Source organism: Pseudarthrobacter sp. fls2-241-R2A-168, from assembly GCF_030209335.1.
In the GTDB taxonomy this organism is placed as follows: Bacteria; Actinomycetota; Actinomycetes; order Actinomycetales; family Micrococcaceae; genus Arthrobacter.
Genome location: NZ_JARVSG010000016.1, coordinates 109049 through 122620, shown reverse-complemented (window position 1 = coordinate 122620; position 13572 = coordinate 109049). Strand labels below are relative to the sequence as shown.

The window sequence follows — 13572 nt, the reverse complement described above, 5'->3', positions numbered from 1 at the left end:
CCGACCCCAAAGGACCAATCCCATGACTTCCGAAAACCAGCCGCAACACCGCAAGCTCCACCTCAACGCCTTCCTCATGAGCACCGGCCACCACGAGGCGTCCTGGCGGCTGCCCGAAAGCGACCCGCAGTCCAGCACCGACATTGAGCACTACAAGCAGCTGGCCCGCACGGCCGAACGCGGCAAGCTGGACTCCATCTTCTTCGCCGACTCCCCCGTCCTCTTCGGCGAGGTGGGCCGCCGGCCGGCCGGCAAGCTCGAGCCCACCGTGCTGCTGACCGCCATCGCCGGCGCCACCGAACACATCGGACTGATCGCCACCGCCTCCACCACCTACAACGAACCGTTCAACCTGGCCCGCCGCTTCGCGTCCCTGGACTGGGTCAGCGGCGGCCGGGCCGGCTGGAATGTGGTGACCACAGCCGGCCCCGACGCTGCCCGCAACTTCGGGGTGGACGACCAGCCCGCCCACGCCGTCCGGTACGAACGGGCCGCCGAGTTTATCGAGGTGGCGCAGAAGCTGTGGGACAGCTGGCAGGACGATGCCGTCCTCGCGGACAAGGCCGAGGGCGTGTGGGGTGACGCAGACAAGATTCGGACCATCGACCACGAGGGCAAGCACTTCAAGGTCCGCGGCCCCCTCAACGTGCCCCGCTCGCCGCAGGGCCACCCTCTGATTGTCCAGGCCGGATCGTCCGAGGACGGCAAGGACCTCGCGGCCCGGTATGCCGACGCCGTATTCACCGCCCACCAGACCCTCGCGGACGCCCGGGAGTTCTACCGCGACCTCAAAGCCCGCACCGCTGCGGCCGGCCGTGACCCTGAGACCATCAAGATCCTCCCGGGCATCGTGCCGGTCATAGGCGCCACGGAGGAGGAAGCGCTGGAGCTGGAACGGGAACTGGACCGGCTGATCAAGCCCGAGTACGCACGCATCCAGCTGGCAAAGACCCTGCGCGTGACTCCGGAGGACCTGCCCCTGGACCGCCAACTGCCCGAGGACCTGCCCAGCGAGGACGAGATCGAGGGCGCCAAGAGCCGCTACACCCTGATCGTCCAGCTTGCCCGCCGCGAACAGCTCACGGTCCGCCAGCTGATCGGCCGGCTGGGCGGCGGCCGCGGGCACCGCACCTTCACTGGAACGCCGGTCCAGGTGGCGGACGCAATCCAGGAATGGTTCGACGGCGGCGCAGCCGACGGCTTCAACATCATGCCGCCGGTGCTGCCTTCCGGGCTGGAGACGTTTGTGGACCAAGTGGTGCCGATCCTGCAGGAGCGCGGCCTGTTCCGCACCGACTACACGGGAACCACCCTGCGGGAGCACTACGGCCTGGAGCGCCCGGGCAACCGCTTCGCCGGCGATGTTGCACCGGCGCTCGCGTCGATCGGTTCAGCGTTCTGATGGGCCGGCAGCTCAAGCTCAACCTGTTCATCTACCCGGGCGGCCACCACGAGGCCGCGTGGCGGCACCCTAAATCCCGGACGGACCGGTTGCTGGACATCCGCTTCTACCAGGAGCTGGCCCAGCGCGCGGAGGCCGCAAAACTGGATGCAGTGTTCTACGCCGACGGTCCAGCGCTGGAGAACAACGTGCAGTATGCCACCAGGTTCCGGATCGAGCCGTTCACCTGGCTGTCCGCGATCGCCGTCGCCACCGAACGGATCGGCCTGATCGGCACCGCCAGCACCACTTACCTGGAGCCGTACAACGCGGCCCGGCTGTTCGCGTCACTGGACCACATCAGCAACGGCCGCGCCGGGTGGAACATCGTAACCACCGGCGCGGAGCGGGCGGCCCGGAACTTCGGGCTGGATGAGCACCCGCCGCACGCCGAGCGATACGCCCGCGCGGATGAGTTTGTCCGTGTGGCGGGCAAGTTGTGGGACAGCTGGGAGGACGGGGCCGTGGTGGCCGACACCGACAGCGGGGTTTTCGCCGACACGTCCCGGATCCATCCGATCCAGCATGAGGGCGAATACTTCCGGGTGGAGGGCGCATTGAACACGCCGCGGTCCCCGCAGGGCAGGCCGGTGTTTGTGCAGGCCGGCTCCTCGGCTGACGGCAAGGCCTTCGCTGCCCGGCACGCCGAGGCGGTTTTCACAGCCCACCAGACCCTGCAGAGTGCGCAGGGGTTCTACGCCGACATCAAGGCGCAGGCAGCGGCGAACGGCCGGGACCCGGAACAGCTCCTGGTCCTGCCCGGCATCAGCCCCTACCTGGGCTCCACCGAGGCCGAGGCGCGGGCGCTCAAGCAGGAATTCGACGAGCTGACCCAGCCGGAGTACGGGCTGGGGATCCTGCAGAAGCTGCTGGGCGTTGACCTGGACGGGGTGAAGCTGGACCGGGCCTTCCCGCCGGAGCTGCTGGCCTCGGCAGGCAAGGCCGGCAGCCGCAGCCAGCTGGTCCTGGACATCATCCGCCGCGAGAACCTGACCGTGCGGCAGGTGCTGCACCGCTTCGCCGGGGCCCGCGGGCACTATGTCTTCGCCGGAACTCCGGTGCAGGTGGCAGACGAGATCCAGCGCTGGTTCGAGGACGGCGCAGCGGACGGGTTCAACATCATGCCGCCCTGGCTGCCCGGCGGCTTCGAGGCCTTCGCCGACGAAGTGGTGCCCATCCTGCAGTCCCGCGGACTCTTCCGCACCGAGTACACCGGCCGGACCCTGCGCGAGCACTTCGGCCTGGATCGGCCGCAAAGCCAATACAGCCAAAACCAACACAGCCAGCAACTCCTGGGAGCATCCGCATGACCGACTACCGCAACCTTGGATCCACCGGCCTCAAGGTCAGCCCACTGACCCTGGGCACCATGATGTTCGGGGCCATCGGAAACCCGGACCACGAGGATTCCATCCGCATCATCCACCGCGCACTGGATTCCGGGATTAACCTTGTGGACACCGCGGACGTCTACTCCAAGGGCGAGTCTGAGGTGATCGTGGGCAAGGCGCTCAAGGGCCGCCGGGACGAGGTGGTGCTGGCCACCAAGGTCCACGGCCGCCTCGGCGAGGACGTGAACCAGGCGGGAAACTCCCGCCGGTGGATCATCCGGGAGGTGGAGGACAGCCTGCGCCGGCTGCAGACCGACTGGATCGACCTCTACCAGGTGCACCGGCCGGAACCGGACACGGACATCGACGAGACCCTCGGGGCGCTCACGGACCTGGTGCGGCAGGGCAAGGTCCGCTACATCGGCACGTCCACATTCGAGCCAGGGCAGATTGTGGAGGCCCAGTACGTGGCCAGGGAACGCCACCGCGAGCGCCCGGTCACGGAGCAACCGCCGTACTCCATCCTGGCCCGCGGCATTGAACGTGAAGTGCTGCCGCTGGCCCGGAAGCACCGCCTCGGCGTGCTGCCGTGGAGTCCGCTGGCCGGCGGGTGGCTGTCCGGCAGGATCAGGCCCGACGGCGCGCATGCCACCTCCAGCCGGGCCGCGCGGCAACCGGAGCGGCATGACCCGTCGTCGTCGGAAAATGCCCGCAAGACCCAGGCGGTACTGGAGCTGACCGAACTCGCCGGGCAGGCGGGTCTGTCCCTGATCCACCTCGCGTTGGGCTTCGTGCTGGAGCACCCGGCCGTGACGTCCGCGATCATCGGGCCGCGCACCCTGGAGCACCTCGAAGGCGCGCTCGGCGCGGACAAGGTCAGCCTGTCAAAGGACGTGCTGGACCGGATCGACGGGATCGTTCCGCCGGGCACCACGCTGAACCAGGCCGACGCCGGCTACCTGCCGCCGTCGTTGACTGACCCGTTGCTGCGGCGCCGCAGCCGTTGAACCAGCGCCGGCTGGACTGCTGCCTGCAGGTACGTCGGCGGGCCGGACGGCGCGGGAAGCTCCCGCCGTCGTCCGGCCAGTTCACTGAGGCTGATCAGGCCGGGTGCACGCGCGTGGTGAGGTAGAGGCGGTGGGCGGTGATGACCAGCGACAGCCAGGCGGCGCCCAGCGCCCAGGCCCCCAGCACGTCCGTGAGCCAGTGGTGCCCGAGGTACACCCGGCTTAGCCCCATGGTGGCGGCGAACACTGCCGCGGCCACCGCGGTGAGGGCGCGGGCCCGGGCAGACTTGAGGCGCAGGATGATCAGGTACGCCACAATTCCTGCGATGACCACCGAATTCAGCGAATGGCCGCTAGGAAATGACGCCGAGTATTCGTAAGGCGGAACGGCGTCCGCCAGGTCCGGACGGGTCCTGCCCACCAGTTCCTTGCCGGCGATGGTCATTAACAGCGAACCGAGCCCGGCAACGAGCATCAGGATGACGGGGGTCAAGGACTTTCGCCGCCATGCAAGCAGGACCATAACGGCCAGGGCCAGCACGGGCATTCCGATGGTGCCGCCCACATCCGTGTAGGCGGTGATCAGGAGATCCAGGGTTGGGGAACGCAGTGTTTTGGCACCGTCGAGGACCGGGTGGTCCAGCCCTGCCACCCCGTCTGCTTCGACTACGGACTCGTACACCTGGGCGAAAACTGACGCCAACGTGACAGCCAGCACCGCACCGACGGCCAGGGTGAGCACAAGCGCGGCGTGCGAGCCAAGAAGGCTGCTGATCCGCTTGACCACCGAGGCCAGGAGCCGGCCCGGCCGGGTATCCCACCTGGTGAGGTCCTGCCCTCCAACAAAACGGTCCTGCTGGACTTCACCGCGGACGCCGGTCTCCGCCGGATTCTTGCCTGCAACCATTTTCCTGGGCCCTCCCGTACGGCAGATAAGGAATTAGTAAGCAACCTTACCTTGCCGTTCGGCGGATTCCTCCTGCCCTTCCCCACTGTCCGGCGGTTGGGGCTTGTAGACCCAGGCCACCAGCACCACGGAGATGATCATCAGCAGGAACCAGGACACCAGCTTGTCCAGCGGCACCGGATGCCAGCCGTCCGCCTGGCTGGGGTACAGCCAGGCGCCGGACCAGGTGGCGATGTTCTCGGCGATCCAGATGAACAGCGCCACCAGCAGGAACGCGATGACCAGCGGCATCCTGTGGTGCTTCCGGAACACCCGGAAGTGCATCACGCACGGGCCGAAAATGATGACGACGGCGGCAAGCAGCACCCAGCGCAGGTCCCAGATGTAGTGGTGGCTGAAGAAGTTCGCATAGATGGCGGCGGCCACGATGGCTGTGATCCACCGCCGCGGGTAGTTGGCGAAGCGAAGATCGAAGAGCCGGTAGACGCGGACCATGTACGAGCCCACCGCCGCATACATAAACCCGCTGAAGAGCGGGACCGCACCGATCCGCAGCACACCCTCCGCCTCATAGGACCAGGAGCCGACATCGGTCTTGAACAGTTCCATCACCGTACCCACCAGGTGGAACAGGATGATGACCCGCAGTTCCCGGAGCGTTTCCAGTTTGAACACGACCATCAGGACCTGGATGGCGACGGCGGCCAGCGTCAGGAAGTCGTTCCTGGCGAGCGCGGCACCGTCCGGGTACCAGAGCCGTGCTGCCATCAGCACCGCCAGGAGGGCCGCCCCGAAAATACAGGCCCAGCCCTGCTTCAGGCCAAAGACCACGAATTCGGTGAGCTTGGGGCGCACACGGCCGGCCGGGGCGCTGGCGAGGAAACGGCGGGCCCGTTCGTCGAGGCGCTCCTCCAGCGGAGTGGAACTACGCACGAACTCCCTGACGCTTGCCCGGTTGGCTGTTGGCGCGGATGTCGGCGTCCAGGCTGTTCAGGCAGTAGTCCTTGAACCAGTGCCGGATACGCCGCGGGAGCCTGGGGTAGGCCACCGCCAGGACCCGCATGGTGCGGTTGAAGCGGCGCTCCCGGCGGCCGCTCCACGGCAGGCCGAAATCTTGGCGGAGCTGATCCGGGAGGAGGCCGGCGGTGAGGAACCTCGCGGACGGCATAATGGCGCGGTACCAGAGGGCCGTGTGCTTCGGGTACAGCAGCCCGCGGCCCACGCGCACCCCGCCGCCCTCTGCCCGCAGGGTAGAAATGCGTTCGTCCCAGTAGCGGCCGAACGCCGCCCGGTCCGCGGGCCACATCCCGGCCGGAAGCTGCAGGGCTGTGCCGATCCGCGCATAGTCCTGGTACATGGCGTCGGCCGATTCGTCGTCGAGCGGGCCGTAGATCTTCTCGATGATGGTGATCGCAGTGTCGTAAAGCGTGGCCACCACCCAGAGCTGCAGCTCGGGATCGAAGGCGTTGTAGCCCGGGGAAGTTTCGGTGTCGTCCTTGCGGACCGGAACGTGGGCCCGGTTCACCCTGCGGCGGACCTCGGTGACCTGCTCGTCCGTGCCGTACACAATGGCGTAGACGTAAGTGAGGGTGCCCTTGAGCCTGTTGACCGGCCGGCCCACAAAGGTGCTGTGCTCGTCAACGCCGCGGCCAACGGCCGGATCGGCAAGCTGCAGGAGGAGGGCCCGGCCCGCGCCGGCGAGCAGGATGCCTTCTGCGCCGTACTCGGCCATTCCTCGCACCATTTCAACAGGGTACCGGACTGCCTCAAGCAAGGACGACGGCGGGGCCTCCCGCCGTCGTCCGCTTCCGTCCCCGCGCTGCGTCAGGCGAGGTACTCGGTGCGGCCGTCCACCACAGTGCGGAGTATGCGCGCGTTCAGCAGGGACTCCTCACCATGAACGAAGGGATCTGCGTCCAGCACGGCGAAGTCGGCAGCGAGTCCGGCCGACAACCGGCCCCTGCGGTCCTCCTCCATCACGGAGGCAGCGGCGTCGCGCGTGGCATGCCCGATCGCCTCCGCCAGGGGCCGGGCGGAATGCGGGTTGTTTGGCGGATACGACGGGTCCAGCGCCGACTTCCGGGTGGCCGCCACAAACATGTTCTGCAGGGCATCATAGGGCGCCGTGGGAGCATCGGTGGAGAACGCCAGGAGGGCTCCGGCCGCCACATACTCCGGCCAGGCAAAGCTGCGGTCCGGCCGGTCGTCGCCCAGCATCGCCACCCAGTTGCCGTAGATGGCGGGGTCGGCGTGGACGGGCTGCATGGATGCGGTGACGCCGAGCCGGGCCATCCGGGCAGGGGTCTCCGGTGAGGCGTATTCGAGGTGCTCGATGCGGTGGCGGCGGTGCCGTGGGCCGTTGATGTCTGCGGCACGCTCCAGGGCATCCAGGGCAATATCACTGGCGTGGTCCCCGATGGCGTGGAGGGCAACCTGCAGCCCGGCAGCGTCGGCGGCGGCCACCACCGTGGTGAGCTGCTCGGGTGCCCAGATGGGTCCTGCCTGGGAACCGTCGGCGTAGGGCTGGTTCATGGCAGCGGTGCAGGCATCGATCACGCCGTCGAGCGCCAGCTTGATCCCGGCCACCCGCAGCCACTCCGTATTGACTTCCCGCGCCAGGCGCACGGCGCGTTCCACCTGCGCCAGGTTTTCCGCTTCGTCGCCGGTGTTGTGGATGAACCAGTGCGCCACAATGCGCAGCGGCAGCCTCCCGCCGCGCCGATCTGCCGCCCGCAGGAAGGCGGCCAGGTCCAGTTCGCCCAGGGCCATGTCCACCGCGCCGGTCACCCCGGCGGCAAGATAGGCCTCGATGGAACGCTCGACGGCGGCGTCCCGGTCAGCGTCGGACGTCACCTTTGCCAGGAACGGCCACACAAACTGCTGGGCGGCAGTTTCGTACAGCATCCCGTCCGGCTCGCCCTGGCTGTCGCGTCCGATACGGCCGCCGAGGGGGGCCGGGGTGTCGCGGGTGATGCCGAGCTCCTTCAAGGCGGCGCGGTTTACCCAGCAGGAGTGGTAGTCGTTGGCATCGAGGTAGACGGGTACATCTGACACCGCTTCATCGATCATGGCCGCGGTGGGGGCTCCGGGCAGCGAATCGAACAGCCAGCCCCTGCCCAGGATCCGCTGCGCACCGGGCTCCGCGGCGCGGGCAGCGCTCAGGCGTTCCTGGATGTCGGACAAGGACCTGGCATCCGTCAACGCCACCTTTCCGAGCGCCTCCCCGAGCATCATCACGTGCGTGTGGGCGTCGATGAACCCAGGCACCACCAGCCGGCCGCCAAGGTCGATGACCTCCGCGGTGGACCCGGCTGCCGCGTCGGCGGAGCCGTTGGTGCCCACGTGGGTGAGCATGCCGGCGTCGACAACAAACGCTTCAGCCCAGGGTGCCGACTCGTCGGCGGTGAAGACGCGGGCGTTGCGGTACATCTCGGTCATGGCTTTTATACTCCTGCAGTTCGAATGGTGGCGATATCGGGTGAGTTGGAGGTTTTGGCGGCGTTCACTGCCTCTACACGGGTGGACAGCCGGGCAATCAGGACTGCGGGAACCAGGAGCACCAGGCTGAAGCCGGCCAGGACCCAGCCCAGGGCCGGGAAGCCGAAAGCCTCCCCGATCCAGGCTCCGAACATGGGCGCAAAACTGGATCCCACCAGGTACACCCCCAGCACGGGGCCGGACCAGCGGCCGCTGGCGTCCAGGGCTGCGGCGGTGGCGATGAAGTACATAAAGGCGACCGCGTACACGGTGTTCCAGGCGATCATGGTGACGAGGTAGGTGGTGGAGTCTGTGGTGAGGCAGGCGGTCAGTTTCAACGCGGCGCCGAGCGCCAGCAGGATGCCCAGCGGGAGTGCCCGGCCCAGCCTGGTTCCGAGGAAAATCAGTGCGATGGCAGCGAGCAGGCCTCCGCCGGTGGATGCGCTGAGCACCAGCCCCAGCTGTTCCTCCGTCATACCGGCCTGGGCCACGCCGATGGCTCCGGACATAGCCCACAGGGAGTCCTCGCCGATTGCCCACAGGGCGAAGATTGCGAGCAGGGCAAAGCCGGCAACGGTGATGGTCCTGGTGCTGACGGCGCCTGCTGTGGCGATTGCCGTCGTCGTACTCTCCGCTGCTGGCTGTGGTGCACCCTGGTGGGCCGCCGGTTCCTCCGCCATGGGCAGCCACCCGGCCGTGAACAGCAGCGCGAGGGCAAGCCCGGCCACGAAGCCGAAGGCGCTTCCCATGCCGATGCCCACGGCCGGAATGATGGCCAGCACCACGGTGACGATGGCCCGGTTTGCCAGTCCGCTGATGCCGGAGGCGCGGTTCGGGTTGCGCAATGCTGCCAGAGCGGCCCCGCCGGATGCCACGGCGCCGCCGGCTCCGATGCCGCCGGCAATGATCCCGGTGATCACCGCGGCGGGTGCCAGGTCAAGGGCGGCAAGTCCAAAGCCGGCGGCCGTCAGGAGCAGTCCCAACCGGGCCACCAGGTAGCGCCCGCGGCCTTCCGTAAAGCGGGTCACGGCGAGGCAGGCGAGGGCGGTGGCAAGGAGGCAGGCCGTCATCAGCGTGCCCGCCTCGGTAGCTCCGACCTCGAGGGAATCCTGGATGGCGAGGATCATGAACGGCACCAGGTTGGCGCTCATGAAGCCCACCACGCCGATGCCGAAGGTGGAGACCGCGCGTTTGGTGGTCAGCGGAAGCCGCTGGGGTTCTGGCTGGGTCATTGGTAGTCCTTTGAACAGGGGGATGCGCAGGGTTTTCAGGACTGCGCCGGATGCTTCCTTGCATCAGGCGTGCCTGCTGCCGGTTCGGCAGTTCCCACTAAAACGAATGGCGTTCGTTTTATTATGCATGTGACCTGCGTCAAAGGGAAGAGTCCCTAGACTGGCATCTGACGAAGGGAGTTTCATGCCACGGCCCAGGACGCCGATCCTCTCGGTGGACCGCATCGCGGATGCCGCCATCGAACTGGTGGATGAAGGGGCCGGCTTCGGCGTTAATGCCCTCGCCCGCCGCCTGGGCGTCACGGCGTCGTCCCTGTATAACCACATTTCGGGGCGGGACGAGATCATTGAACTCATGCGTGCCCGGCTTGCCACGCAGTCCATCCCGGACGTTCCCGAGGACGCCGGCTGGGACAGGGTGCTCTCGCTGATTGTGCGCGGGCAGCGGGAAATGTACGCGGCCCATCCGTTCGTGGTGCCGCTCATCGTTGGCAAGACCATCACCGACCCCGGAGTGATCAGCGCCTACGAACGCATGGCCTCAGCGCTCGTCGCGGCCGGCTTTCCGGACGGGGACGTGCTGACCATCATCTCCGTCATCGACTCCTTTTCGCTCGGCGCGGGCCTGGACCTCGCCGCACCTGACGACGTGTGGGCGCCCTCCGAATCCGCCGCCACTTTGTCCAGGCTGGTCAAGGAATCCGGTCACGGCCGGGAACGCAGCGACAAGGCCTTCGAGACCGGCCTTGAGTTACTCCTTGAGTCGCTGCGGATGCGGTTAGCCGCGACCTGACGGGCGCCCACCCGCCGGCCCTTCTCAGCCAAAAGAAATGCGCCATGGGGAAAACTGGGAGCGATAACAGGAAACTACGCCTGAGTCCGCAACTGAGTCCCACTTTAATTCCTACCGGTGACGCTCACTGGTGTGCTAGAACTGGGAGCGCACACAGGTTCCGCCGGTTGGCGTACTTGCCGCCAGCCTGCTTTCGATTCATACCGTCAGGGAGGACGACATGAAAAAGCACCACTCGAAGATCCAGCACCCTCAGAAGCGAAAACTTCCCTCAGCGGTGGTGGCCGCTTCGCTGCTGGCCGTCGCTGCTTTGCCTGCTGGCATCAGCCCGGCGACAGCCGAAGGCCCCTCCCAGCCGGGTGGCGCCGTCGTCAACGGAGACTTTTCCCAAGGACTCAGTGGATGGAAGGTGACCGGCGATCCTGCCGCGACCACCACGGCGGCGGAGGCCGGCAACCAGCTACTGACGCAGCGCCTCGGCGCGGACGGCACGGCGACTCTTCGCCAGAAGACCGGCAGCCTGGCCGAGGGCTGGTGGACGGTGTCAGCACGGGTGAAGGCTGAGGGGACGCTCGGCGCTTCCCGGATCGGCTTGAAGAACTGCGGAGTGGACGGCGAGACCGTCCTTCCGTCCACCGCGCAGGACGGCGCCTGGCTGCAGATCTCGGCCGACGCCTACGTGACCAAGGGTGCCTGCGAGATCATTATCGAAACCCGCGGCAAAGCCGGCGACTGGGCCGAGGTGGACGATGTCACCCTCACCCCAGGCTCCGTCCAGCGGGCGGTCCGTGGTGCCGACCTTTCCAACCTTGCCAAAAATGAGGACATGGGTGCGGTCTACTTTGATGCGAACGGCCGGCAGGTGGATGCCGTCGAAGCATTCGCCGACGCCGGCGCCAACCTGGTGCGGCTGAAGGTGTGGGTGAACCCCGCTGACGGCTACAACACCACGGATGAAGTGGTGGCCACGGCCAAGCGGGCGAAGGCGGCCGGGATGAAAATCCTGGTGGACTTCCACTACAGCGACCGGTGGACAGACCCGGGCGCCCAGGGAATGCCCGCCGCCTGGGTGGGCCTCAGCCCGCAGGCAGTGGCGGATGCCGTCTACGCGCACACCTCGGAGGTGCTGACTGCACTGAAGAACGCCGGCGCCACTGCGGACTCGGTGCAGGTGGGAAATGAAATCAACCCCGGCATGCTCTGGCCCCTCGGCCAGACCTGGGACGTCAACCCCGCGGACGACGTGAAGGGCGCCCAGTGGGACAACCTGGCGCTGTTCCTCGCCGCCGGTTCCCGCGCCGCCAAAGACGTCAGCGCCCAGACCGACGTCATCCTGCACCTGACCAACATCAACAACGGCATCGGCGGCCTGACGTGGTGGTATGACGAGGTCACCAGGCGGGGCGTCCAGTTCGACACGATCGGCTTGTCCTACTACGGCTACTGGCACGGCTCCATGGCGGACCTGCAGCACGCCATCACCGAACTTTCCGCCCGCTACGACCGTAACGTGGTGGTCGTCGAGAACTCCTACCCGTTTACCCTCCAGGACAATCCGGTTGATCCGTGGGAGAACGTCATCCGCAGCCAGGACCAGCTTGTACCGGGCTATCCGGCAACTCCGGAGGGGCAGGCGGCTAACTTCCGGGCCGTTCAGGACGTCGTGGCGTCCGCCCCGGGCGGCCGCGGACTCGGCGTGGTGTCCTGGGAACCGGCATGGACTGCCGTCCCGGGCAACGGCTGGGATCCGGCCGACCCCGCCAGCGGCAACGCGTGGGAGAATCAGGCCATGTTTGATTTTGCAGGCCGGGCCCTCCCGGCGCTGCAGCAATTTGCTCCGGATCCTGATACCAAACGCTGATCCCACGAGCGGGCCGCGCCTGTCCTGCCGGGCTGGCGCGGCCGCAGTGACTTGACTCACAATAAGCCCTGACGTACCGTTTCTGTTAGCGCTAACACATCCTGAAAGCGGACTGCATGGCAAGTGCCACCGGCATCGCCCGGGCAGACCGCCCCTTCCGAGTCCAGAACCGCGGGTCCGGCTTTTAAAGCCCCACCCCTTATTGCTTTACCTGCCGGCAAGCGCAGATGCTTACCGGCTCAGCACCACTTCGCGGACAAACTCCGCGGAAGGAGAAAGTTGTGAGAATTAGGAAACTCCTGGGCGCCGTTGCAGTCGCTCTCGCAGTCACTGTGGGTGCCACAGGTTGCGGCTCCCGGGGCGGAGCAGCTGAAGCCGGGGCCGGGGCCTCGGCTAACCCCAGCGATTCCCTGGTGGGCATCTCTATGCCCACGCAAACTTCCGAACGCTGGATCGCCGATGGCGGGAACGTGGAAAAGTCCTTGAAGGAACTGGGCTACAAGACTGACCTGCAGTTCGCCAACGACGACATTCCCACCCAGGTGTCGCAGATCGAAAACATGCTCACCAAGGGAGCCAAGGCGCTGATCATCGCTGCCATCGACGGCACCACCCTGACCGATGTCCTCGCCAAGGCGAAGGAACAGAACGTCAAGGTCATTGCTTACGACCGCCTGATCAACGGCACCCCCAACGTTGACTACTACACCACGTTCGACAATTACACCGTGGGCGTGCAGCAGGCTACGTCGCTGCTGACCGGGCTTGGCCTGGTGGATGCCAGCGGCAAGAAGGTGGACGGCAAGGGCCCCTTCAACGTTGAGCTTTTCGCTGGCAGCCCCGATGACAACAACGCCAACTTCTTCTGGACCGGCGCCATGGACACCCTGAAGCCGTACATGGATGCCGGCACCCTCAAAGTGCCCAGCGGCCAGACCAAATTCGAGCAGGCAGCCATCCTGCGCTGGCAGGCACCCGTTGCGCAGAAGCGCATGGAGGACATCCTGACCGCCGCCTACAGCTCCGGCACCAAGCTCGACGGCGTGCTCTCCCCCTATGACGGGCTCTCCATCGGCATCATTTCGGCGCTGACCAGCACGGGCGGCTATGGCAAGGGCGACCTGCCGGTGGTCACCGGCCAGGACGCTGAAAAGGGTTCGGTGAAATCCATCATCTCCGGTGAGCAGTACTCCACCATCTTCAAGGACACCCGCCAGTTGGGTTCCCAGGCCGTGAAAATGGTTGACGCCGTCCTGAAGGGCAAGGAGCCGGAGGTCAACGACAGCAAGACCTACAACAACAAGGTCAAGGTAGTACCGGCGTTCCTGCTGAAGTCCGTGATCATCACGGCGGACAACTACAAGAAGGAACTCATCGACTCGGGCTATTACAAAGACGCCGACGTCAAGTAACCATCTTCGGGGGTTGCGGCCAGGCCACCCCGGCCTGGCCGCAACCCCTTCCCGTAGGGCCCCTGCAGCCGCAGGCCGGCCAAGTTTTTCAACCAGTCAGTGGGAATTGAC

11 protein-coding genes are annotated in these 13572 nt (G+C 66.7%); 6 read left to right on the top strand and 5 right to left on the bottom strand.

Features of this window, described 5'->3' with window-relative positions; genetic code table 11:
- Positions 1–22 precede the first annotated feature (22 nt).
- Genes QRN11_RS11640 through QRN11_RS11630 form a run of 3 tightly spaced genes read left to right on the top strand, consistent with a single transcriptional unit; the run spans position 23 to position 3779 of the window.
- Entirely contained in the window at positions 23–1402 is a 1380-nt protein-coding gene (locus QRN11_RS11640; RefSeq protein WP_285251086.1) for an LLM class flavin-dependent oxidoreductase, read from the top strand.
- Positions 1402–2751 carry an LLM class flavin-dependent oxidoreductase gene (locus tag QRN11_RS11635; RefSeq protein WP_285251085.1) on the top strand — a complete coding sequence of 450 codons (1350 nt, stop codon included), beginning with the start codon at positions 1402–1404 and terminating at the stop codon, positions 2749–2751. Before QRN11_RS11640 ends, QRN11_RS11635 begins: the two co-directional genes overlap by 1 nt.
- A complete protein-coding gene (locus tag QRN11_RS11630; RefSeq protein ID WP_285251084.1) occupies positions 2748–3779 on the top strand; it encodes an aldo/keto reductase in 1032 nt (343 codons plus the stop codon). The genes QRN11_RS11635 and QRN11_RS11630 overlap by 4 nt, the downstream gene beginning before the upstream one ends.
- A gap of 94 nt (positions 3780–3873) precedes the next feature.
- Here QRN11_RS11630 and QRN11_RS11625 read toward each other — a convergent pair whose 3' ends face one another.
- The 5 genes from QRN11_RS11625 to QRN11_RS11605 form a co-directional block, all read right to left on the bottom strand.
- Positions 3874–4686 (bottom strand): phosphatase PAP2 family protein, encoded by an 813-nt coding sequence (locus tag QRN11_RS11625; protein WP_285251083.1) that lies wholly within the window; start codon positions 4684–4686, stop codon positions 3874–3876.
- Between the two features lie 33 nt (positions 4687–4719).
- Complete coding sequence (locus QRN11_RS11620) at positions 4720–5619, bottom strand: DUF817 domain-containing protein (protein WP_285251082.1); 900 nt, start codon at positions 5617–5619, stop codon at positions 4720–4722.
- Positions 5612–6430: an oxygenase MpaB family protein gene (locus QRN11_RS11615; RefSeq protein WP_285251081.1), complete on the bottom strand. Its 819-nt coding sequence runs from the start codon at positions 6428–6430 to the stop codon at positions 5612–5614. Before QRN11_RS11615 ends, QRN11_RS11620 begins: the two co-directional genes overlap by 8 nt.
- Before the next feature lie 80 nt (positions 6431–6510).
- Positions 6511–8124 (bottom strand): amidohydrolase, encoded by a 1614-nt coding sequence (locus QRN11_RS11610; protein ID WP_285251080.1) that lies wholly within the window; start codon positions 8122–8124, stop codon positions 6511–6513.
- Between the two features lie 5 nt (positions 8125–8129).
- Positions 8130–9395, bottom strand: a complete 1266-nt coding sequence (locus QRN11_RS11605; RefSeq protein WP_285251079.1) for an MFS transporter — start codon at positions 9393–9395, stop codon at positions 8130–8132.
- Between the two features lie 184 nt (positions 9396–9579).
- On the opposite strand from QRN11_RS11605, the gene QRN11_RS11600 reads away from it, so the two are divergent.
- From QRN11_RS11600 to chvE, 3 genes are all read left to right on the top strand, one after another.
- A complete protein-coding gene (locus QRN11_RS11600) occupies positions 9580–10188 on the top strand; it encodes a TetR/AcrR family transcriptional regulator (protein WP_285251078.1) in 609 nt (202 codons plus the stop codon).
- Positions 10189–10408: 220 nt separating this feature from the next.
- Positions 10409–12049, top strand: a complete 1641-nt coding sequence (locus tag QRN11_RS11595; RefSeq protein WP_285251077.1) for a glycoside hydrolase family 53 protein — start codon at positions 10409–10411, stop codon at positions 12047–12049.
- A 281-nt stretch (positions 12050–12330) separates the two neighbouring features.
- Positions 12331–13461, top strand: coding sequence for a multiple monosaccharide ABC transporter substrate-binding protein (chvE, locus tag QRN11_RS11590; protein ID WP_350223982.1), 1131 nt, complete (start codon positions 12331–12333; stop codon positions 13459–13461).
- Positions 13462–13572: the final 111 nt, after the last annotated feature.